Source organism: Yersinia sp. LJYL362 (assembly GCF_048323875.1).
On sequence record NZ_JBLWEX010000246.1, the window covers coordinates 1 to 20956 of the forward strand.

Here is a 20956-nt window from a genome sequence, read left to right on the forward strand (position 1 = left end):
ATTTACGGCCATAACGGTCACCCATAGCACCCAGTACCAAACCACCGAACCAACGTGAAATAAACGCAGCTGAAATCAGACTGGTAGCCTGAATCAGTGTCAGACCAAATTCCTGTTTAATATCAGTTAGAACCAGAGTAATAAGAACAAAATCAAAGCCGTCCAGGGCATAACCGATCCAGGCGGCAATAAATGCCTTCCATTGCGCAGGGGTGAGTTGCTTGTACCAGCGCAATGGTTTCTCTCCACGAGGGGGTTGGTCCGTTTGTGGTTGTACTGAAGTGCTCATAGCGTCGCTCTCTCCACCACCAGCTAAGTTCACTGGCAGAAACTGTTTTCCTCGCGGCAGGTAAACCATAGCAACTGATTGTTTAGTATCACTTAATCTGTCACTACCAGACGGTTTTCGCCACATTTATATTTATGCGGTTTAACTCCAAATGAAACCAATCAAAGGAGTAAAACTCCATTTGAGTGTATAAGATCAGCCCGCTATTTCAATCACAATGTGTCTAAAACGTGACAAAGATGGCGAAATGCTGAGGTGAGTGAGATAAGCAACAGAATGATGGGGTATTGACCACCGCTGGCGGAAGATCCCCGCAGCAGCGGCTAGAAATGGCAGCAGAAATAGATTACCGGTCACCCATTATGGCTGACCGCTTGGGTTGTTTTACGTTTAATGCTTTCTGCCTGAGCCGGATCAGCTTTGACCAACAGGGCATAAATCAGATCCAAAACAAACAGTTGTGCAATTTTGGTACCAATCGAATCCCCTTGCAGCTGCCCCTGACGGTTGCCGTTAATCAGCACATAATCGGCCAATTCCGTAATGGTAGAGCCCATATTGTGCGTCAGTGCCACAGTGGTGGCGCCGGCCTGCTTCGCCAGTTTTAATGCATGCACCGTTTCAGCTGAGGTTCCCGAATGGCTAATACCTATTGCTACATCACCGGGGCGCATCAAAGAAGCCTGCATATACATAAAATGGTTATTTGTAGCCGCATCAACCCGCAACCCGATACGCATCAATTTACCTTTGGCATCTTCCGCAGTGATACCGGATGAGCCGACACCAAAAATGCAGATACGATCAGCCGGGCGCAATAGCTTAACCACCTGCTCGACACTCTCGATAGACAACAGATTCAGGGTTTCAGACAACACATTATTAATCGCCGATTGCAATTTATTGCCAATCGCCAACGTATCATCCCCCTCTTGTACATCAGCATCTAACAGACTGTTTTCATTGTTATGGCGGGTTGCCACTTCAATGGCCAAATCCATTTTGAAATCCTGAAACCCTTTGTAACCCAGCGTGCGACAAAAACGGATAATCGTGGCTTCACCGGCTTGTGTCAGCGCAGAAAGGTCAGCAATGGAAAGCTGAGTCACTTTAGCGGGTTCTGCCAGAATATAGGCAGCAATACGCTGCGCTGAGCGGGTCAGGCTATTTTGCATTGCACCCAAGGCATCAAGAATTTTACCTGGCTTAAAACGGGGAGCACCAGTTTTCACGTGGACACCTCAAGGGAAAGAGAATTGACGGATAGGAGACGGTTCTGCGGCGCAGCATGACATAATTGGCCCATTTCGTGAAGACAAATGGCGGTATTGTGCGCAGTGAGATCAATAAAAAAACCCCGGAGGGCCGGGGAAGATGTCAAAGATAACGTGCATTCTTATTATTTAAAAATCATAGAGATCATGTGTTATGCAATAAGCTATGGTGAACTTTCACCACCGCTTTCTTGATGGTGCCAGAACCGGCGATTTGGCAACCCGGCTTATGCGGTTCACCCGGCAGAAATACCGCAAACATCCCCGGTAACATGCGTAAATGGCTTTTATCTGGAATCTCAGCAATAAGCTGGTAGTCATCGTCAGCATGATAAGGTTCGAGATGTTCGGTGGGGGTCAATACCGAGTATTCAATCCCTTCAACGCCGCTGATAAGTAGTTGCACATCAGCATAAGCTTGGTGCATTTCAGCTTTCTTATTTTCAGCCGGTTGGGTATCGAACTCCATCACGTTCATGAAAATAAGCTCGCCATCTATTTCATGACGCCCGCAACTCAATTGGGCCAACGGCGTCTTAGCCAAATAGGCTAAAACCCATTGCAAGCGCTCCGGTAATCCACTCAAAAAAGCTGTTTGTGTTAATGATCCACTGATCATATTGACCTCAATAATTTTGCTTTGATGTTATGACTACAGTGATGATCTGGCCCATAATGCTGCACCTAACAACCCGCTATCCTGCCGGTGATAAGCGGCTTGTAGCGGCACACGATAGATTTCCGGCAAGGTTTTTTGTGCGCCGATGACCCGCTCCAAATACCCCACCGCTAACCCGACACTGCCGCCCAGAATCACCACTTCCAGATCCAGCGCCATTTTCATGTCTGCCAGCATCTGGGCAATGGCAGTTGCGGAGCGGTTAATAATGTTTTCCGCATGAACATTGCCAAGTTGGGCCAACTCAAACACTTTGGCGGCAGTCACCGGTTGCTTCCAACCCAGTGTTTCCGCGCCGATTGCCGTACCGGAAGCCACACTCTCGACACACCCCTTACGGCCACAACCACACAATAAGCCATGAGGGTCGGCCAGCGTATGACCTATGTGCCCGGCCAATCCATGATTGCCAACCAGCAGTTTTTTATCCAACACGATGCCGCCACCCACTCCCGTGGAAACCGTCACAAACATCATATTGTTTATCGAAATCTCATTGTTTATCGATATCAGCTTGTCGCCATCATGGCTTAATGCCTGATATTCAGCCCAGGCAGCCGCCTGCCCATCATTAAGCAGCACGCAAGGTAAATCAGCGATCGATTGGATGCATTCTTGTAACGGAAAATCTGCTAAGCCGCCTAAGTTGGCGGGATTAAGCGCGGTCAGGCGACCATCACTGATAATGCCAGTTGAGGCAACTGCAATAAAATCAACCAGATGTCGATAAGGTGTAATCAGCGTTTCCAGCGCTAGCGCCAGTTGTGCTGCCCCGCCACGTGGCGTTGCCACCTGCTGACGACCAACTAACATGCCGCTTTCAGTCACCACCGCCGCCGCAATCTTTGTTCCACCGATATCCAGTGCCAACACTTTTCCCATCTGGCGCAACCCTCTTGTACCTGTAATGATGTTGATAGAATCACTATGACAATTTTTTCGCCACAACTCCATTACTTTTTAAAAATTGGAGCTTAACTCCAAAACAAGCGCGTTTTGACTCAATTAATGAAAGGTTGACCATTGCACCCTGCAAATAAAAGATCTAACATAATGGAGTAAAACTTCATTTAAAATATTTTATCGGAGCTAAAGACCGTGAGCAATCTGAACGTAACTAAAATAAGTCGTCTCCGCCACCAGCTCCAAAATGGCCTGATCGCCTCGTGCCAACCCGTGCCAGGCAGTGCCATGGATACGCCAGAAATTGTCGCGGCAATGGCATTGGCAGCACTGGCGGGCGGCGCAGTAGGTCTGCGTGTTGAGGGTATCAGCAATATTGAAGCGGTGCGCCGGGTTACCGATGCCCCCATCATCGGCATTATTAAACGTGATTTGCCTGACTCAGAAGTCAGGATCACACCGTGGCTGGAAGATGTTGATGCGTTAAGCGCCGCCGGGGCCGATATTATCGCTTTTGACGTCACCAGCCGCCCACGCCCGGTTTCAGTGGAGGATTTATTCCAGCGGGTGCTGGCAACGGGCTGTCTGGCGATGGCGGATGCCTCTAATATTGAAGATGGCCTGTTAGCATACCGCTTAGGCATCGACTTTATCGGCACTACATTATCCGGCTATACCCAAACCCCCGTCCCCACTGAACCGGACTTAGAACTGGTAAAACAGTTATCTCAAGCGGGCTGTAAGGTGATTGCTGAAGGCCGTTATAACTCACCCGCCTTAGCCGCAGCGGCAATATCAGCCGGAGCTTATGCCGTAACCGTTGGCTCTGCCATTACGCGTATAGAACATATTTGCAGTTGGTTTTGTGAAGCAATTCAACATGCGCCACAAGAACACGAAGCAGCAAAACTAACGAGTCACTGATGGCACAACAAGATGTCGCTGGTACTCAAAACTATTTTGGCTAACCATGCCCCCACTCTCTCTGATTTATTAAGGATGCATATGAAAAAGTTAACCGGCCTGATCGCAGCTCCGCACACTCCCTTTGATGAGCAGGGTGAAGTCAATTATCCCGTCATCGACCAAATTGCCGAGCATCTGGTGAATGATGATGTGAAAGGGGTCTATGTGTGTGGCACCACGGGTGAAGGTATTCATTGCTCGGTAGAAGAGCGCAAAAAAATTGCCGAGCGCTGGGTAAAAGCGGCGCAAGGTAAACTGAGCATAACCTTACATACTGGCGCACTCAGCATTAAAGATGCTGTTGACCTTTCGCGTCATGCCGAAACACTGGATATCTTCGCGACCTCGGCTATCGGCCCTTGCTTCTTTAAACCGGGCAATATTGACGATCTGATTGCTTATTGCCAGGCCATCGCGGCAGCGGCCCCCTCGAAAGGTTTCTATTACTATCATTCCGGAATGTCCGGTGTGAATTTGGATATGGAACAATTCCTCATCAAAGCCGAATCAAAAATCCCAAATCTATCAGGGATTAAATTCAATAATGCGGATTTGTATGAGTTCCAGCGCTGTTTGCGCGTCAGCGGCGGTAAGTTTGATATTCCATTCGGGGTCGACGAACATTTACCGGGTGGCCTGGCAGTGGGCGCTATTGGTGCAGTCGGCAGTACTTACAACTATGCTGCGCCGCTGTTCCATAAAATCATTGCTGATTTTAATGCCGGTAATCAAGCTGCCGTACAACGCGGTATGGATCAGGTGATTGCGCTTATTCGTGTCTTGGTTGAATTTGGTGGCGTTGCCGCCGGTAAAGCCGCCATGCAATTACACGGCATTGATGCTGGTAATCCGCGCTTGCCATTGCGTGCGCTGACCAAAGAACAAAAACTGACCGTGGTGAATAGAATGCGCGACGCGCTATATCCTTCTTAATTGAAATTGTGGCGGTGTTAGTTGCACTCTCTCACCCGAATCACTGACTAGTGTCAGCTCATCGGGATGAATGAGCCTCATCCTTGAGGCTCACCCTGCGGGCTAGCATAAATGCTGTTCAGATTGGTTCCCGACCAATTTGTCACTCGCTTACTGCCTAGCCACACATCCAATTACTTTGGATATAACATAACGAAAGGCCGGGAAACCGGCCTTTCATCATTCAAAACAACTGCACTTATAAAGACAATAATTTAGTCAGCGACGGCGCAAAGTAATAACTGCCGGTCACTGGCTTACTAAAACCTAATAACAGATCGTGCTTGCCGTCTATTGAGCCGAACATACTCAACAACTGCTGCTCGATATTATGTAAGCGTGCGCAATAGGCAATGAAATACAAGCCGTGTTTGCCGCTAGCGGTGCCGTAAGGCAAGCTTTGGCGAAGAATTTTCAGCCCTTTGCCATTCTCTTTAAGATCAACCCGGCTAACGTGGGAAGTGTCAGGGCGTTGATCCGATGGCAACTCTTGGCTGTCATGCTTGGTCCGCCCCACAATTTGTTCTTGTTTATGCTCTGGAATACGCTGCCATTTTTTCAGATCATGTTCATAGCGCTGAACCAAGACATAACTGCCGCCCGCATCTTCTTCGCCATCAGCAATAACAGCCACTTCCGGTCGGCTTTCACCTTGCGGATTCTCAGTACCATCAATAAAACCGGTAAAGTCACGCTCTTCCACCCAGCGGAAACCATGGGTCTCTTCTTCAACCGCAATAGCATCACCAAACGCAGCCACAGCAGCTTGCGCCAGAGTGAAGTTGATATCCTGGCGTAATGACTGAATATGAATCAATAAATCACGTTGAGTGGCGGGGGCAATCATCGGCGCTTTGCCTAAAGCAACAAAAGGTTTTAGCTCCTGCGCGCCCTGACCATTGGACAGGTCATGCCAAATATCGGAACCGAAAGCGATAACGGCACCTAAGTGCTCATTAGGGAATTTTTGCTGTAACTCTTGCAATGCAAAGCAGAATTTTTTACACCCTTGGCGAATGGCATCAAACTCGCCCTGCACTTTTGCTTCCATAAAAATGGCAAAACGGCAGTGCTCCAGCAAAATGCCACTTTGAACTTGAGTCATGTTATTTCCTCACTAACAGCCAATATTGATTATGTCGAATATCATAGCTGAAGCGATTAAAATAACCTTGCGTCAACGCAAAATAAAAACTGAGTTGGGGCCGGGGCTTTGAGAAAGGAGAATATTATTAAGGCACCAGATATAAACCGCGCCTTAATAATAGAAGAGAATAATATTTATTCGCTTTTAGCGCGCCATATAATTTTACTGACTTTCCAGCTTTGCAAAGCATCGTCAGAGGGCATTAAACCTTCTGGGCCATGCCAGTTACCTTCAAATAAATAGCTGACATGCTGACTATCTGGCGCAGCACATTCTATTTGCGCACTATCATCGCCGGTGCCTTTGCGGCAAACACCAAAAGCTTTTTTATATAACTGACTAAATGGTGTGCCAATATTCACTCCCCATTGGCTCGGAATATCTTTATCCATGACATCAATGCGCTCGACCGTGCCTTTGGGTTGACCAGAGATAACCAGCTTAATTTGGTCTTCTTTCATTGCCTGATAGAAAGACACTAACTTGCCATCATTGGTTGCCATACCGCTGCGCAGCCGATAATCACCTTTCAGCCCTTCTTTAATCTCATTTTCGCTCAACGGCGTACCGGCCGTAATACCACCGACACCTTTATCAGTCACTTGCATACTGCTGCCGCTACTGCCAAACCAATTAAGCGGAGACAAACTTGACCAAGAAAAACCGGACGTGGCTGAACACCCGGCCAGCAACAAAGGGGCTCCCAGTAATAACCAGCGCATCCCAGACAATCGTGGGCAAATATTCATCTAAAACTCCTAAAAAAACCACTGCATCCCATAAGTTCTCCTGCAAAAAGACTATGCATGGAAGCAAGAGCATGACAGTTGAAAATGATAACCAGAGATTGGAGTCCGGCCGGCTGAAAAAGTGCCATCACAAGGTAGGCTTTCATCATGCCTTCCTATAATTAGCAAAATTTAATGTGATTTTGGTCTAGTATATACTCTAAATAATTCGAGTTGCAGGAAGGCGGCCTCGCAGAGGTGGGGCCCATGGACGGGCCGAGTAACGAGCACTGCCAACACACATGCAGCTTGAAGTATGACGAGTATTGGGTAACGAGGCTAACAAAGCCTCTGGTTTAAAATGCAATAATTCATTCATTGAAGGAGCAATAAAATGAAGAAACTGACCTTAGCTGCAACCTTGGTTATGTTATGCAGCACCCCCTTCCTGGCGCAAAGTGCGACAAACACCGCACAAGGGGGTTTTGACGGTCCGGCAACAACACAGACTCAACCAGCCGCTCAAGGCGGGTTCTCAGGGCCAAATGCCAGCAATACCACAGTAGATAAAGTGAAAACCATGCGTGATGATACCCATGTTACCTTGCAAGGGAATATTACCGAGCGCCTGGGCCATGATACTTATACTTTCCGCGATAGCACCGGCACCATTACTGTCGATATCGACAGCAAACACTGGAAAGGCCAAACCATCACGCCGCAAGATAAAGTCCAAATCGAAGGGGAAGTAGATAAAGACTGGAACTCTGTGGAAGTTGATGTGAAAAATATCACTAAGATTAAATAAGCCATCTGAAAGTCAGTGGAGTCGCAACCTACCTGCGACTCCACATAATAAAATCACTCACTAATATCATTGGATGCCTGAGCCATTTCAGTCACTACGACTATTGAATAAAAAGTGCGGTTTTAAATTAAATTCAATAATCTAAACCCTCAATATTCCTGATCCACAATCAGCCGTTTGCCCAGCATGATACTGTCTTGCGCCTCGTAATCGAGCTTTTCAAACATTTCGATCACTGCATTGTTCTCTGCACGCACCATAATATTGAGCTTTGGGCAGCCGCGGGCAATCAATTTCTTTTCCAGACGGCTGATCAGCGCATTGGCAATGCCACGCCCCCGGGAATCAGGATGAACCCCCAGATAATAGGCTGAACCGCGATGACCGTCATAACCGCCCATCACTGAGCCCACAATTGAGCCACTGACTTCCGCCACAAGGAACAATTCGGGGTCATGATTTAGTTTACGTTCAATATCCATCTCTGGGTCGTTCCAAGGCCGCAGCAAGTCGCAACGCTCCCACAGCGTAATCACTTCTTCAAAATCACTTTGCTGAAATACACGGATTTCCATGGATATTCGCACCCTTGAGTCAAATGGATATGCTGATCATTACGCATTATTATATCACGCAATAATAAAGTGATATTTCCCATAGTGATAGTACGTAATGATATTTGAGAAGAAGCGGATAAATCTTGTCAGAGCACGGCTCACTCAGCACTAATCCACACCGATAGTACAACAATGGCGGCAAATCGCGGTATACTTGGCCCCTTATCATTCCCCGGCGACTAGAACCTTTCAGATGAATTTACCCGATATCGACCAAATCAAAACCTACCTGCTGGATTTACAGGATAAAATCTGTACCGCCCTGACTCAAGCGGATGGCAGCGCCAAATTCACAGAAGAAAACTGGGTTCGTGAAGAAGGTGGCGGTGGCCGCAGTCGGGTATTAGTCAAAGGGGCGGTTTTCGAGCAAGCCGGGGTAAATTTTTCACATGTTTCCGGCGCAACTCTGCCAGCATCGGCCACCGCGCATCGCCCCGAACTGGCGGGTCGCAGCTTTCAGGCGCTCGGCGTGTCACTGGTTATTCATCCGAATAGCCCTTATCTGCCCACCAGCCATGCCAATGTGCGCTTTTTTATTGCTGAAAAACTGGGCGAGGATCCGGTGTGGTGGTTTGGTGGCGGCTTTGATTTAACCCCCTTTTATGGATTTGAGGAAGATGCAATTCACTGGCATCGAACCGCTTACAACCTGTGCCATCCCTTTGGCGAACAACTCTATCCGCGCTATAAAAAATGGTGTGATGACTATTTTTATATTAAGCATCGTAATGAGGCCCGTGGTATCGGCGGCCTATTCTTCGATGATTTAAACAGCCCTGATTTTAATACCTGTTTTAGCTTTACTCAGGCTGTCGGCGAGGGTTTCCTGGATGCTTATATGCCAATTGTCGCGCGCCGCAAAGCACTGAGTTGGGGCGAGCGCGAGCGCGAATTTCAGCTTTATCGCCGGGGCCGTTATGTTGAATTTAATCTGGTCTGGGATCGTGGCACTTTATTTGGCCTGCAAACCGGTGGCCGCACAGAATCTATTTTAATGTCCCTGCCACCACTGGTGCGCTGGGAATATAATTATCAACCGGCAGCAGATAGCGCTGAAGCGGCACTGTACCGCGATTTTCTGCCGGTAAAAGACTGGTTGGCCGCAGGAGAACACCACTGATGCAAATTTGGGTTGATGCGGACGCTTGTCCAAATGTTATTAAAGAAGTGTTATTTCGTGCCGCAGACAGAACCGGCATGATGGTAACACTGGTGGCGAATCAGCCACTCAAAACACCGCCTTCGAAGTTTATCCGCACCTTGCAGGTTGCTTCCGGTTTTGATGTTGCCGATAACGAAATCGTGCAGCGCGTCGAAAAAAACGATTTGGTCATCACCGCTGATATTCCGTTGGCGGCCGAGGTGATTGAGAAAGGGGGAATCGCGCTAAACCCTCGCGGTGAGCGCTATACTCCGGACACTATCCGTGAGCGGTTGAATATGCGCGACTTTATGGACACCATGCGCGCCAGTGGTATCCAAACCGGTGGCCCCAACACCTTGAATCAGCGGGATCGCCAACAGTTTGCCAATGAACTGGATAAGTGGTTACAACAAGCGGCAAGAAGCCGATAAGCAAAAACCCGCAGCAGCGGGTTGAGTTACTGACAAATCCATTTTTCACACAGTGAGTGAAGGGTTGACCGTCCCTAGGGGCACTTCGGCGACTCACGTCGCTACGACCCCAACGGCACGTTTCCCCTTCATTTGATTTTTGTCAGTGGTCTGAAACCCGCCGCAGCGGGTTAAAGTAAGCAATTAAATACTCAACGTCATTGACATTGCAGCCAGGCAGCAATATCAAAGACGAAAAGGTTTTATAGCGGCTCGGTTTGTGCTTCAACTACCGCTAACGCCACCATATTCACAATTCGGCGCACAGAGGCAATTGGCGTCAGGATATGAACAGGTTTTGCCACTCCCATCAGCACTGGCCCGACGGTCACGCCCTCTGAAGTGGTCACTCGCAGCAAGTTATAACTGATTCGCGCCGCTTCCATATTCGGCATTATCAGTAAGTTCGCAGCCCCTTTCAATGGGCTATCCGGCATCAGGTTATGGCGGATACTTTCTACCAGCGCCGCATCCCCATGCATTTCACCGTCAATCTCCAGTTCAGGTGCCATCTGATTCACCAACTCCAGCGTGCGGCGCATTTTACGCGCTGCCGGGCAATCCGAGGTACCAAAACTCGAATGAGACAACAACGCTACTTTGGGCTCAATACCAAAACGGCGCACCGTTTCAGCTGCCATCAAGGTAATCTCGGCCAACTGCTCCGGTGTTGGGTCATCGTTGACGTAAGTGTCAGCGATAAACGTGTTACCGGTGGGCAGTAACAGCGCATTCATCGCGCCCGCCACATGTGCTCCCTCGCGAAAGCCGAATACTTTCTCAACCACATCATAGTGTTCATGATAAGTGCCAATAGTGCCACAAATCATCGCATCGGCCTCCCCCCGATGAACCATAATGGAACCAATCAGGGTCGGGTTGCCAATCACGGCACGACGCGCCTGTTCCTGTGAGACACCACGGCGCTTCATGATTTGATAGTATTCGTGCCAGTATTCATTAAATCGTGGGTCAGACTCATTATTGACCACTTCAAAGTCTTTTCCGGCCGTAATTTGCAGGCCTAACTTCTTCAACCGAGTCTCAATCACGTTTGGGCGACCAATCAAGATAGGATAGGCCAGCCCTTGGGAAGTAAGCTCTTGAGTCGCATGCAATACTCGCTCTTCTTCCCCTTCCGCCAAGACTACCCGCTTCATCTCTTTTTTCGCTTGCGAGAATATCGGCTTCATAAACAGGTTGGTTTTGTAGACAAATTCCGTCAGTTTTTCGATGTAAGCACTAAAATCAGTGATTGGACGGGTTGCCACACCGGAATCCATTGCCGCTTTCGCCACCGCCGGTGCGATTTTCACAATCAAACGCGGATCGAATGGTTTAGGAATAATGTATTCAGGGCCAAAGGAAAGATCTTGTTCGCCGTAGGCTGATGCCACGACATCACTCTGTTCAGCCAGCGCTAAGTCGGCAATCGCATGCACACAGGCCAGTTTCATCTCTTCATTAATGGTGGTCGCGCCGACATCTAATGCGCCACGGAAGATGAACGGGAAGCACAGCACATTATTCACCTGATTCGGGTAATCCGAACGACCGGTACAGATAATCGCGTCAGGGCGCACGGCTTTTGCCAGTGGCGGTAAAATTTCAGGTTCAGGGTTCGCCAGCGCTAAAATTAGCGGGCTAGGAGCCATGGTTTTGACCATGTCTTGTGTGAGGACACCGGGGCCGGAGCAGCCGAGGAAAATATCCGCACCGGGCATCGCATCGCCCAAGGTGCGCTGGCCGTTATCTTCAATCGCATAAGCCGCTTTGGTTTCGGCCATATTGGCTTCACGGCCTTTATAAATCACACCTTTGGAATCACATGCCGTAATATTGTGGTGCTTTAACCCCAGTGCAACCAGCAAGTTTAGACAAGCAATCGATGCCGCCCCTGCGCCCGAGACCACCAGCTTCACATCACTGATATCTTTTTTCACCACACGCAAGCCATTGAGCACCGCAGCGGTACAGATAATCGCAGTACCATGTTGATCATCATGGAAGACTGGGATCTTCATGCGCTCACGCAATTTCTGCTCAATATAAAAGCACTCAGGTGCTTTGATATCTTCCAGATTGATGCCACCGAATGTCGGTTCTAGCGAAGCAATAATGTCGATCAGTTTGTCGGGATCGAGTTCATCTACTTCAATATCAAACACATCAATACCGGAGAATTTCTTAAACAGAACCCCTTTCCCCTCCATGACCGGTTTACCCGCTAATGCGCCAATGTTACCCAACCCCAGCACCGCAGTGCCGTTTGAAATAACCGCGACCAGGTTGCCGCGAGCGGTATATTTATAGGCGGCCAGTGGGTCAGCCGCAATTTCCAGACACGGGGCAGCAACACCAGGAGAATAAGCCAGCGCCAAATCCCGCTGAGTCGCCAGCGGTTTGGTTGGTGACACTTGAATTTTCCCCGGAGTAGGATATTGGTGAAAATCAAGCGCGCTCTGTTTCAATTGTTCGTCCATTGTAGGTTCCCTTTGCTTTTATTCTTTGAGGTGGTAGGGAACCAGTATAGTGAGTGAATTATCACAATCTATGAAGCAGGGCATACTCTGCATAACATTTTTATATCAACAGCATAATTTACTGATCAATCAGGGGGGAATAATCAACAATCGGGGAGTCATCTACAATTGGGGAATTTAGTGCCGCGAAATCGCGGCAACAAAAAAGTTGAGCAGCACTCTGAGAAGAAGGAATACTACCCTAATAAATTGTGGATTTGCGCATACTGTAACAGCATGATGGTTTTGCCATCTTTAATTCTACCATCAGCCATCATGGCAATGGCTTCAGTGAAGGGCAACTCAACCACCTCGATCACTTCATCTTCAACGCCAACATCATCAGTCATTTTCTGATTCGAATGATATTGCGCAGCAAAGAAATGGACAATTTCAGTCACGCCACCCGGCGACATATAAGCTTCAAACAGCTTTTGTACGTTATCAACCTGATAGCCGGTCTCTTCCATGGCTTCACGGCGAATACACTCTTCCGGCGAGTCGTTATCCAGCAAACCGGCACAAGTTTCCAGCAACATGCCGTCGGGATTGCCGTTGACATAAGTTGGCATACGAAATTGATTAATCAGCAAGACAGTGCCATTTTGCCGGTTATACAACAAAATAGTCGCGCCATTCCCGCGATCATACACCTCGCGAATTTGTTGTACTGGCGTTCCATTATCATCTATTAAATCAAAGGTGTACTTGTGGAGCTTGAACCAATTTTTGGATAACAATTCACTGCGAATATTTTCAATTTTGACTGACATAAGACCTTCTTTACCGGGCTAACAATAATTAGCGTAATCTATCACTGGCAAGTTTATAAACCTCACTACGTTCTCTTTTCCCTACCGCAACCACTGCAACGATCAAAATATCATCAATAACTTCATACACGAGGCGAAAACCAGAGGCACGTAATTTAATTTTGTAGCCATTATTGATCCCCCGCAGTCTTGCACTTTCAATATGGGGATTTTCACTACATTTTTTTAATTTCTTGGCAAACTGCTGTTGTATCGTCTTATCCAGTTTGTGCCATTCCTTTAGCGCTTCGTCTCTGAATTTAACGATATAAGTCATAAATAGCTATCCAAATCAATATCATGAAGTGGCTGATTACAGCGTTCATTCACCAGCCTGGCTAATTCATGATCATCAAGCGCTTCCATTATTTGCTCATAGAGTTCAGCGGGCACACAATAAAATGCAGGTTGATTACGGTTCAGAATAGCAACAGGGAAACCTGCCCCAGCATTCACTGTCGCCATGGGATTTTTCTTCAGTTCGCTCACGCTCGCGCTGGTATCTGTCAAAATAACACTTGGCATAACTACCTCAATAAGACCTGTTAACTGGTCTTATTATGTGAGTGGATACTCAATATAGCAATAAAAAATGCTCTGTAGACCAGCGATCCACAGAGCATTTGATTCGGGTTCACGAGCGCAGCCAACAACCCTGCAGCTTCAAGTATCAAAGAGATACCCAAAGTAATTGAAGTTGCAGGTAGGCGGCCAGCGAATGCATCCCGATGAGCTTACTCAAGTAAGTGATTCGGGTTCACGAGCGCAGCCAACACCCCTGCGGCTTCAAGTACGAATGGTATTAAAAACCGGTGGGTACATCCTTCATGTCCGGTAACTTATGGGCGATACCTTTGTGGCAATCGATACAAGTTTTGCCTTCTTCAATCGCTTTACTGTGCATTTTCGCCGCCACCGTTTTCTGAGCCGTGAAGTCCATATTGTCAAAATTATGGCAGTTGCGGCACTCTTGCGAACCATTGGCTTTCATCCGCGCCCACTCATTTTCCGCCATCGTCAGACGATGAGCCTCAAACTTCTGCGGCGTATCAATCAAACCAAAGGTTTTGGCATACAGCTCTTTACTGGCCTTGATTTTACGTACCATTTTCGGCCCCCACTCATGGGGAACATGGCAATCAGGGCAGGTTGCCTTCACACCACTGCGGTTGCTGTAGTGGATGGTTCCCATGTATTCCTGATAAACGTTGTCTTTCATTTCATGGCAGCTAATACAGAATTTCTCTGTATTCGCCATTTCCATGCCGGTATTAAAACCGCCCCAGAAAATGATGCCACTGACAAAGCCAATCAGCAGTAACGTGCCGAGCGCCAGCCGGCTCGGCCGACGCCACCACTGCCATAGTCGTTTGATAATGCCGGGCTTTTTAGTCTCATTCATTTTTTATTCTCACAATAGCCGTCTCACTTATTGACCAAAGCCAGGGGCTGGCTGGAAGCTATTACCGACAATCGGTGCTGCGTCAGTTTGTGGCACATGGCATTGCAAGCAGAAGTAACGGCGCGGCGAAACCTCACTCGATACCTTGCCATCGCGGTCAATAAAGTGGGTTGGGCTAACACGCGGCGCACCCGTAGTACGATAATGTTCAACGCCATGACATTGCAGGCAACGGTTGGTGTTTTTGCTGATTTGATAGCCATCAACACTATGTGGGATCAGTGGTGGTTGGTTAACATAGTTCAGCGCCATCCGCTGTTGCTGTTTGGGCATTTTCACCTTACCTTCTGCCGTACCAGAGACTTCCGGTGATTGACTTAAATCCATCTCGACATTGCTGGCAGCATTGACGACACCAGCTATCAGCAATACCGCCAGTAGCGATATCACAGATATTACCCGGCGATTGAATGCATGAAACATCGTGTTATTCATTATTTTCTCCTGAAAGACCGCGTCTTTTGCACAATCACGCAACAACCCGAGCCAATTTGACTGCACATTTCTTGAAGTCAGTTTCTTTGGATAACGGATCGGTGGCATCCAGCGTCAGGTTATTCACCAACTGGGCAGCATCAAAGAACGGCATGTACACCAGCCCTTGTGGCGGGCGGTTACGGCCACGGGTTTCCACCAGCGAAATCACTTCGCCACGGCGTGAAATCACTTTCACTTTGTCACCGCGCCGTAAACCACGAGCTTTAGCATCCAATGGGTGAATGAAAAGCACGGCTTCAGGGAACGCACGATGTAATTCAGGCACTCGGCGGGTCATAGAACCGGTGTGCCAATGCTCCAGCACCCGGCCAGTGGAGAGCCACAGGTCATATTCCTGATCCGGGCTTTCCGCCGCCGGTTCGTAAGGCAGGGCGAATATCACCGCTTTTCCATCCGGTTTGCCGTAGAAACGCACGTCCTCACCCTTTGGCACGAAGGGATCAAAACCTTCACGGTAACGCCACAGCGTTTCTTTACCGTTTACCACCGGCCAGCGCAGGCCGCGTTCCTGATGGTAGCGATCGAACGGCGCTAAGTCGTGACCATGACCCCGGCCAAAATCGGCATACTCTTCAAATAGCCCTTTTTGCAGGTAGAAACCAAAATCACGCGCTTCATCATTTAATTGGTCAGCCGGAATTTCACTCAGTGGGTATTTATTCACCACATTGTTGGCAAACAGCACGTCATACAATGTCTTACCGCGATATTCCGGTTTCTTGTTAATCAACTCATCAGGCCACACTTCTTCAACTTTGAAGCGCTTGGCAAACTCAACCATCTGCCATAAGTCAGATTTCGCTTCACCCGGCGCAGGCACTTGCTGACGCCAGAACTGGGTACGGCGCTCAGCATTACCGTAAGCGCCCTCTTTCTCGACCCACATCGCGGTGGGTAAGATAAGGTCAGCGGCTAGGGCACTGATAGTGGGATAAGGGTCTGAAACAACGATGAAGTTGCGCGGATCACGCCAACCCGGCATGCGCTCTTCATTGATATTTGGCCCGGCCTGCATGTTGTTGTTACACATCACCCAGTAGGCGTTGAGAGTGCCATCTTTCAGCGCACGATCTTGCGCTACAGCATGCAAACCGACTTTTTCCGGAATCGTACCCGCTGGCAGTTGCCATTTGGTTTCGGCAATTTGGCGATGTTTTTCGTTAGTGACCACCATATCGGCAGGCAGGCGGTGGGAGAATGTCCCCACTTCACGGGCTGTACCACAAGCGGAAGGCTGGCCGGTCAGAGAGAAAGGCCCAGAACCTGGTTTAGATATCTTGCCGGTTAACAAGTGCAGGTTGTAGCACATGTTATTGGCCCAAACACCACGAGTATGCTGGTTAAAGCCCATGGTCCAGTAAGACACCAGTTTCACTTTGGGGTCAGCATATAACTGCGCCAGTGACTCCAGTTGGTCTTCCGGCACGCCGCTCATTTTGGCGGTTTTTTCCAGTGTGTACTCGGCCACAAAAGCTTTAAAATCATCAAAGCTCATCGGCTCAGAGGCATCGCTACCGGGGTTTTTTGCTGCTTTTTCCAGTGGATGCGTTGGCCGTAAACCATAGCCGATATCTGTCGCACCTCGGCGGAAATTCACATGGCGGTCGAGGAAGCCCTGATCAACCGCATTATTTTGAATAATGTAATTGGCGATGTAATTCATAATCGCCAAATCAGTCTGCGGGGTAAAGACCATCGGGTTATCAGCCAGTTCAAAGCTGCGGTGTTCAAAAGTAGACAGCACGGCAATTCTGACATTGTCATCGGTCAGGCGGCGACTGGTCATGCGTGACCACAATATAGGGTGCATTTCCGCCATATTGGAGCCCCAGAGCACAAAGGCATCTGCTTCTTCAATATCATCAAAACACCCCATCGGCTCATCCATACCAAAGGTACGCATGAAGCCCACCACGGAAGAGGCCATACAATGGCGCGCATTGGGATCAAGGTTGTTGGAGCGGAAACCGGCTTTCAGCAATTTTGATGCCGCATACCCCTCCCACACCGTCCACTGACCGGAGCCAAACATCCCTACTGCGGTCGGGCCTTTTTCTTTCAGTGCATTTTTGAATTTCAGTTCCATGATATCAAAGGCTTTCTCCCAACTGATCGGAGTAAAATCACCTTCTTTATCATACTGACCGTCTTTCATCCGCAGCAGCGGCTGGGTCAGGCGGTCTTTGCCGTACATGATTTTCGGCAGGAAATAGCCCTTCACACAGTTCAACCCACGATTGACCGGTGAATCCGGGTCACCTTGAGATGCCACGATACGGCCATTTTGCGTGCCAACCAAGACACCGCAACCCGTACCACAGAATCGGCAAGGTGCTTTATCCCATTTGATGGCGTTTGTTGTCTCACCCACGACCGCCTTGGCGACAGTGGGTATGGTCAATCCGGCTGCGGCTGCCGCAGCAACTGCGGCATTGGCCTTCATAAAATCCCGGCGACTGAGTTTCATGGCATTTCCTCACCTTGGCTTTCCTGCTGGTGATAAACCAGCGATACCGCCAGCACACCATCCAAATTACGTGCTGACTCAATATAATTCAGGAGCACGTCTGAGCGCGCTGCCTGCATAACCACCACCAACTTACCCAGTGCGGCATCACTGGTGGGTATTTCTGTCCCCGGAATCGCCAGCAGGCTGTCGATGAGTGGCGCTATTCGCGCAGGTTTGGCTTGCATCACCAATCCACAGACATGCCATTCTTTATCGTCCATCTTCACTCCGGGTAAGGGTTACTGCCTGTACGGGGCAACTGGGTACACAAGCACCACAGCCGGTACAAGCAGGAAGGTCTAATTCGGGCTGAGCAATGCCGTTTAGGCGTGGACGAAATTTTATCGCCCGCGTTTCACAACTATCCTGACAACTTCGGCATTCAATATTGTGAAAAGGTAAACAGCGGTCTGATATGTTGATTTTCAGTGACCACGCGGGCAGCGCCGTTGAGGTAAAAACACCGGCTTCACAGGCCAGCACACAGGCTTGGCAGAAACTGCACTCGGCACGCTGAAAATCGATTTCGGGGAATCCGCCACTGCCGGCAACCAATACGCCAGTTTCACAAGCAGCAACACAGTTTTGGCAACGGGTACAACCCGCAATGAAATCACTTTCGCTAACTGACCAAGGTGGCCGGGTAGCCGAGGGTGGCTGTTTGCCTGCTTGCCAAAAGCCAGTCAGCAATTTACGCCGCGATAAATCAGTCATACTGATATCCTTAACATCTACTGGCGCGCCCGCGTGTACCTTAGGAAAGTGTTCATTTAAAGCTCGATGAGTCACACCGAACAAATGATAATAATTATTATTTGTATTAAAAGAGATCCCCCAGTGTTGGGGTATTAGATACAGAATAATGAGTAATAAAATAATTACTCTTTAGAGTTAATCGTTGGTAGATATTGAGCAAGATCAATTAATTTAGTGGTTATTTGCGTGGTTTCTCACTGTTAAATCTATTTGCGTTATAACATTTTTTATATAACGATTTATTTAATGAGAATAGATATCAATGAGAAATGATATTTTGGTCATTATTCTTCAGGGAAACTGGCGTGGTTAAATGAATTCGATTGGGATTTTGAGGTACACTTAACGCGAGGTTTAACTAACTATGATGGATAACAGGGTCGAGCAAATTACCGACTTTACATAATCCACGTTCAACAGCCAGTCATTTAATGCTATCGGTTACAGGGACATTACTATCATGACCAAAAGTCACACCATTATGATCGTTGACGATCATCCCCTCATGCGCCGTGGGATCAAGCAGTTACTTGAGCTGGATAGCAACTTTGATGTGGTTGCTGAAGCCAATTGTGGCAGCGACGCCATTATTGAGGCGGCCAAGTGTCAGCCGGATGTCATTCTGCTTGATCTAAATATGAAAGGCATGTCAGGGCTGGATACATTGAAAGCTTTTCGCAATGAAGGTATTGATGCGCGAATTATTGTTTTGACGGTCTCCGATGCGCGCAGTGATGTGTACGCCATGATTGACGCAGGCGCTGATGGTTATCTGCTTAAAGACAGTGAACCTGAAATATTACTGGAAAATATCCGTCTGGCTTCAAAGGGTGAGAATGTATTCAGTGATGCGGTCACCCAGTATTTATCCTCGCGAGACGAACAGGTTAATCCATTCTCTGAATTAACCGAGCGAGAATTAGATGTTCTGCAAGAAGTGGCGCGAGGAATGTCCAATAAACAGGTCGCGTTTGAATTGCACATTTCAGAAGAAACCGTGAAAGTGCATATCCGCAATTTATTAAGAAAACTGAATGTTCGCTCACGCGTTGCAGCAACCATCATGTATTTAGAAAATAAAAAATATTAATAACCACCCTATTATCTATACCCTAAATAATTCGAGTTGCAGGAAGGCGGCAAGGGAGATAATCCCGATGAGCTTACTCTTTCTTAAGATCAAGACCAGTAGTGATTCGGGTTATTGAACGTAGCCAACGCACATGCAGCTTGAAGTATGACGGGTATAATAGCAGCCAAGTTATTAGATTACTCAATGGCTGCTAAAATAAAATCATGGTTATCGTCTATCCATTTTTTATTCAGTGGCCCCCAATTGTCTAACCGATAATATCCCGCATTATTGCGCACACCATCCTGCACGAATGTCATCGTTATCCCCAAACCGGGCAGTGCTTTTAGCACATCTTGTAATGTTCGCCGCGGCCAACCGGTCAATTCCATCAAGCGCGGCACATTCAATGACTCACCGTGACTGATAAGCCAGCAAAGGTAGAGACGACGGGCAAAAACCGGATTAAGTTCCATAACATCCTCCAAGGTTGGATAGCTATTTAATAGTCTACTTGATGCCAGAAAAAACACCTGTTTATCAAGGTTAATAACAAAGCTATTGATAATTCAGTGAGTGAAGGGTTTACCGCACCTAAGGGCACTCCGGTGGCTAACGCCACTACGGCCCCAACGGTACGATTCCCCTTCAGTTAATATTGTCAGCAGTCTGATATATCACTCTTTTTACCATCAAGGTGAATTAACTCGATTTTTACGATGTTATTTACAGCTTCTCCTTATTTTCTTCACGTTTTCTTAAGCATTCACGCGTAAAGTGCAACGTGGATTCTGCTGTATTTAACCCGAGAGGCTGGCACTGCATGGCTAATTTTTTCATCGACCGCCCAATATTTGCCTGGGTATTGGCGATAATTTTGTGTCTGACTGGCGCATTGGCAATCTCAACACTGCCGGTTGAGCAATACCCTAATCTGGCACCGCCCAATGTACGCATTAGTGCATCCTACCCCGGAGCCTCGGCACAAACACTGGAAAATACGGTCACGCAGGTCATAGAACAAAGTATGACCGGTCTGGATAACCTGCTGTATATGTCATCACAAAGCAGTAACTCCGGCAGTGCATCAATAACCCTGACTTTTCAGGCTGGAACCAATCCTAACGAAGCTATGCAGCAGGTACAAAACCAGTTGCAGTCCGCTATCAAAAAGTTGCCGCAAGATGTCCAGCAGCAAGGCGTTTCAGTGTCTAAATCAGGGGATAATACCCTGATGATGGTGGCGTTTGTTTCCACTGATGGCAGCATGGATAAACAAGATATTGCCGACTATGTCGCCAGTAACCTGCAAGACCCACTCAGCCGTA

Annotated in this window: 23 protein-coding genes and 1 pseudogene; 7 read left to right on the plus strand and 17 right to left on the minus strand. The window is 48.0% G+C overall.

Annotation, left to right across the window (positions count from 1 at the left end):
- From ACNSO8_RS14205 to ACNSO8_RS14220, 4 genes and pseudogenes are all read right to left on the minus strand, one after another.
- Positions 1-289: pseudogene (locus tag ACNSO8_RS14205) on the minus strand (MFS transporter); the annotation flags it as partial.
- 353 nt (positions 290-642) lie between these two features.
- Positions 643-1521 (minus strand): MurR/RpiR family transcriptional regulator, encoded by an 879-nt coding sequence (locus tag ACNSO8_RS14210; protein WP_418395004.1) that lies wholly within the window; start codon positions 1519-1521, stop codon positions 643-645.
- Positions 1522-1708: 187 nt separating this feature from the next.
- A complete protein-coding gene (gene nanQ / locus ACNSO8_RS14215; protein WP_418395005.1) occupies positions 1709-2182 on the minus strand; it encodes an N-acetylneuraminate anomerase in 474 nt (157 codons plus the stop codon).
- A 33-nt stretch (positions 2183-2215) separates the two neighbouring features.
- Positions 2216-3124 (minus strand): N-acetylmannosamine kinase, encoded by a 909-nt coding sequence (locus tag ACNSO8_RS14220; protein ID WP_418395006.1) that lies wholly within the window; start codon positions 3122-3124, stop codon positions 2216-2218.
- Positions 3125-3340: 216 nt separating this feature from the next.
- Between ACNSO8_RS14220 and ACNSO8_RS14225 the strand changes: the two genes are divergently transcribed.
- Complete coding sequence (locus ACNSO8_RS14225) at positions 3341-4069, plus strand: N-acetylmannosamine-6-phosphate 2-epimerase (RefSeq protein ID WP_418395007.1); 729 nt, start codon at positions 3341-3343, stop codon at positions 4067-4069.
- A gap of 81 nt (positions 4070-4150) precedes the next feature.
- Positions 4151-5044, plus strand: a complete 894-nt coding sequence (locus ACNSO8_RS14230) for a dihydrodipicolinate synthase family protein (protein WP_418395008.1) — start codon at positions 4151-4153, stop codon at positions 5042-5044.
- A 238-nt stretch (positions 5045-5282) separates the two neighbouring features.
- On the opposite strand, the gene ACNSO8_RS14235 is transcribed toward ACNSO8_RS14230, so the two are convergent.
- Together ACNSO8_RS14235 and ACNSO8_RS14240 are read right to left on the minus strand one after the other, a co-directional pair.
- Entirely contained in the window at positions 5283-6188 is a 906-nt protein-coding gene (locus ACNSO8_RS14235; RefSeq protein WP_418395009.1) for a Dyp-type peroxidase, read from the minus strand.
- Positions 6189-6364: 176 nt separating this feature from the next.
- The gene (locus tag ACNSO8_RS14240) at positions 6365-6979 is read right to left on the minus strand and encodes an RpoE-regulated lipoprotein (RefSeq protein WP_418395010.1); all 615 of its coding nucleotides are present in this window, start codon (positions 6977-6979) and stop codon (positions 6365-6367) included.
- Positions 6980-7352: 373 nt separating this feature from the next.
- On the opposite strand from ACNSO8_RS14240, the gene ACNSO8_RS14245 reads away from it, so the two are divergent.
- A complete protein-coding gene (locus ACNSO8_RS14245) occupies positions 7353-7766 on the plus strand; it encodes a YgiW/YdeI family stress tolerance OB fold protein (RefSeq protein ID WP_418395011.1) in 414 nt (137 codons plus the stop codon).
- Positions 7767-7915: 149 nt separating this feature from the next.
- On the opposite strand, the gene ACNSO8_RS14250 is transcribed toward ACNSO8_RS14245, so the two are convergent.
- Positions 7916-8341, minus strand: coding sequence for a GNAT family acetyltransferase (locus tag ACNSO8_RS14250; RefSeq protein WP_418395012.1), 426 nt, complete (start codon positions 8339-8341; stop codon positions 7916-7918).
- 235 nt (positions 8342-8576) lie between these two features.
- Here ACNSO8_RS14250 and hemF point away from each other — a divergent pair, with 235 nt between their 5' ends.
- Together hemF and ACNSO8_RS14260 are read left to right on the plus strand one after the other, a co-directional pair.
- Complete coding sequence (hemF, locus tag ACNSO8_RS14255; RefSeq protein ID WP_418395013.1) at positions 8577-9503, plus strand: oxygen-dependent coproporphyrinogen oxidase; 927 nt, start codon at positions 8577-8579, stop codon at positions 9501-9503.
- Complete coding sequence (locus tag ACNSO8_RS14260; RefSeq protein ID WP_418395014.1) at positions 9503-9958, plus strand: YaiI/YqxD family protein; 456 nt, start codon at positions 9503-9505, stop codon at positions 9956-9958. The genes hemF and ACNSO8_RS14260 overlap by 1 nt, the downstream gene beginning before the upstream one ends.
- Before the next feature lie 242 nt (positions 9959-10200).
- Here the strand turns inward: ACNSO8_RS14260 and maeB are convergent, their stop codons facing one another.
- From maeB to napF, 9 genes are all read right to left on the minus strand, one after another.
- Positions 10201-12480, minus strand: coding sequence for an NADP-dependent oxaloacetate-decarboxylating malate dehydrogenase (gene maeB / locus ACNSO8_RS14265; protein ID WP_418395015.1), 2280 nt, complete (start codon positions 12478-12480; stop codon positions 10201-10203).
- 236 nt (positions 12481-12716) lie between these two features.
- Complete coding sequence (gene nudK, locus ACNSO8_RS14270; protein ID WP_418395016.1) at positions 12717-13292, minus strand: GDP-mannose pyrophosphatase NudK; 576 nt, start codon at positions 13290-13292, stop codon at positions 12717-12719.
- Between the two features lie 28 nt (positions 13293-13320).
- A complete protein-coding gene (locus tag ACNSO8_RS14275; protein ID WP_418395017.1) occupies positions 13321-13608 on the minus strand; it encodes a type II toxin-antitoxin system RelE family toxin in 288 nt (95 codons plus the stop codon).
- The gene (locus ACNSO8_RS14280; RefSeq protein ID WP_418395018.1) at positions 13605-13856 is read right to left on the minus strand and encodes a type II toxin-antitoxin system Phd/YefM family antitoxin; all 252 of its coding nucleotides are present in this window, start codon (positions 13854-13856) and stop codon (positions 13605-13607) included. The genes ACNSO8_RS14275 and ACNSO8_RS14280 overlap by 4 nt, the downstream gene beginning before the upstream one ends.
- Positions 13857-14133: 277 nt before the next feature.
- A complete protein-coding gene (gene napC, locus ACNSO8_RS14285; RefSeq protein WP_418395019.1) occupies positions 14134-14733 on the minus strand; it encodes a cytochrome c-type protein NapC in 600 nt (199 codons plus the stop codon).
- Positions 14734-14760: 27 nt separating this feature from the next.
- Entirely contained in the window at positions 14761-15228 is a 468-nt protein-coding gene (gene napB / locus ACNSO8_RS14290; protein WP_005165692.1) for a nitrate reductase cytochrome c-type subunit, read from the minus strand.
- A gap of 34 nt (positions 15229-15262) precedes the next feature.
- The gene (gene napA, locus ACNSO8_RS14295) at positions 15263-17758 is read right to left on the minus strand and encodes a nitrate reductase catalytic subunit NapA (RefSeq protein WP_418395020.1); all 2496 of its coding nucleotides are present in this window, start codon (positions 17756-17758) and stop codon (positions 15263-15265) included.
- Complete coding sequence (napD, locus tag ACNSO8_RS14300; RefSeq protein ID WP_418395021.1) at positions 17755-18021, minus strand: chaperone NapD; 267 nt, start codon at positions 18019-18021, stop codon at positions 17755-17757. Before napD ends, napA begins: the two co-directional genes overlap by 4 nt.
- Positions 18011-18514: a ferredoxin-type protein NapF gene (gene napF, locus ACNSO8_RS14305; RefSeq protein WP_418395022.1), complete on the minus strand. Its 504-nt coding sequence runs from the start codon at positions 18512-18514 to the stop codon at positions 18011-18013. Before napF ends, napD begins: the two co-directional genes overlap by 11 nt.
- A gap of 502 nt (positions 18515-19016) precedes the next feature.
- Between napF and ACNSO8_RS14310 the strand changes: the two genes are divergently transcribed.
- Complete coding sequence (locus ACNSO8_RS14310; RefSeq protein ID WP_418395023.1) at positions 19017-19646, plus strand: response regulator; 630 nt, start codon at positions 19017-19019, stop codon at positions 19644-19646.
- A gap of 179 nt (positions 19647-19825) precedes the next feature.
- Here ACNSO8_RS14310 and ACNSO8_RS14315 read toward each other — a convergent pair whose 3' ends face one another.
- The gene (locus ACNSO8_RS14315; protein ID WP_418395024.1) at positions 19826-20104 is read right to left on the minus strand and encodes a winged helix-turn-helix domain-containing protein; all 279 of its coding nucleotides are present in this window, start codon (positions 20102-20104) and stop codon (positions 19826-19828) included.
- Positions 20105-20451: 347 nt separating this feature from the next.
- Here ACNSO8_RS14315 and ACNSO8_RS14320 point away from each other — a divergent pair.
- Positions 20452-20956 (plus strand): efflux RND transporter permease subunit (locus tag ACNSO8_RS14320; RefSeq protein WP_418395025.1); only part of this gene is annotated, 505 nt, incomplete at its 3' end.

Excerpts from the sequence above, each read along its gene's own strand:
- ACNSO8_RS14280 (WP_418395018.1), bottom strand. The coding sequence starts at position 13,856 with ATGCCAAGTGTTATTTTGACAGATACCAGCGCGAGCGTGAGCGAACTG.
- napF (WP_418395022.1), bottom strand. The coding sequence starts at position 18,514 with ATGACTGATTTATCGCGGCGTAAATTGCTGACTGGCTTTTGGCAAGCA.
- nudK (WP_418395016.1), bottom strand. The coding sequence starts at position 13,292 with ATGTCAGTCAAAATTGAAAATATTCGCAGTGAATTGTTATCCAAAAAT.
- maeB (WP_418395015.1), bottom strand. The coding sequence starts at position 12,480 with ATGGACGAACAATTGAAACAGAGCGCGCTTGATTTTCACCAATATCCT.
- napA (WP_418395020.1), bottom strand. The coding sequence starts at position 17,758 with ATGAAACTCAGTCGCCGGGATTTTATGAAGGCCAATGCCGCAGTTGCT.
- ACNSO8_RS14235 (WP_418395009.1), bottom strand. The coding sequence starts at position 6,188 with ATGACTCAAGTTCAAAGTGGCATTTTGCTGGAGCACTGCCGTTTTGCC.
- ACNSO8_RS14310 (WP_418395023.1), top strand. The coding sequence starts at position 19,017 with ATGACCAAAAGTCACACCATTATGATCGTTGACGATCATCCCCTCATG.
- nanQ (WP_418395005.1), bottom strand. The coding sequence starts at position 2,182 with ATGATCAGTGGATCATTAACACAAACAGCTTTTTTGAGTGGATTACCG.
- napB (WP_005165692.1), bottom strand. The coding sequence starts at position 15,228 with ATGAATAACACGATGTTTCATGCATTCAATCGCCGGGTAATATCTGTG.
- ACNSO8_RS14220 (WP_418395006.1), bottom strand. The coding sequence starts at position 3,124 with ATGGGAAAAGTGTTGGCACTGGATATCGGTGGAACAAAGATTGCGGCG.
- ACNSO8_RS14240 (WP_418395010.1), bottom strand. The coding sequence starts at position 6,979 with ATGAATATTTGCCCACGATTGTCTGGGATGCGCTGGTTATTACTGGGA.
- ACNSO8_RS14245 (WP_418395011.1), top strand. The coding sequence starts at position 7,353 with ATGAAGAAACTGACCTTAGCTGCAACCTTGGTTATGTTATGCAGCACC.
- ACNSO8_RS14275 (WP_418395017.1), bottom strand. The coding sequence starts at position 13,608 with ATGACTTATATCGTTAAATTCAGAGACGAAGCGCTAAAGGAATGGCAC.
- ACNSO8_RS14250 (WP_418395012.1), bottom strand. The coding sequence starts at position 8,341 with ATGGAAATCCGTGTATTTCAGCAAAGTGATTTTGAAGAAGTGATTACG.
- hemF (WP_418395013.1), top strand. The coding sequence starts at position 8,577 with ATGAATTTACCCGATATCGACCAAATCAAAACCTACCTGCTGGATTTA.
- ACNSO8_RS14260 (WP_418395014.1), top strand. The coding sequence starts at position 9,503 with ATGCAAATTTGGGTTGATGCGGACGCTTGTCCAAATGTTATTAAAGAA.
- ACNSO8_RS14230 (WP_418395008.1), top strand. The coding sequence starts at position 4,151 with ATGAAAAAGTTAACCGGCCTGATCGCAGCTCCGCACACTCCCTTTGAT.
- napD (WP_418395021.1), bottom strand. The coding sequence starts at position 18,021 with ATGGACGATAAAGAATGGCATGTCTGTGGATTGGTGATGCAAGCCAAA.
- ACNSO8_RS14315 (WP_418395024.1), bottom strand. The coding sequence starts at position 20,104 with ATGGAACTTAATCCGGTTTTTGCCCGTCGTCTCTACCTTTGCTGGCTT.
- napC (WP_418395019.1), bottom strand. The coding sequence starts at position 14,733 with ATGAATGAGACTAAAAAGCCCGGCATTATCAAACGACTATGGCAGTGG.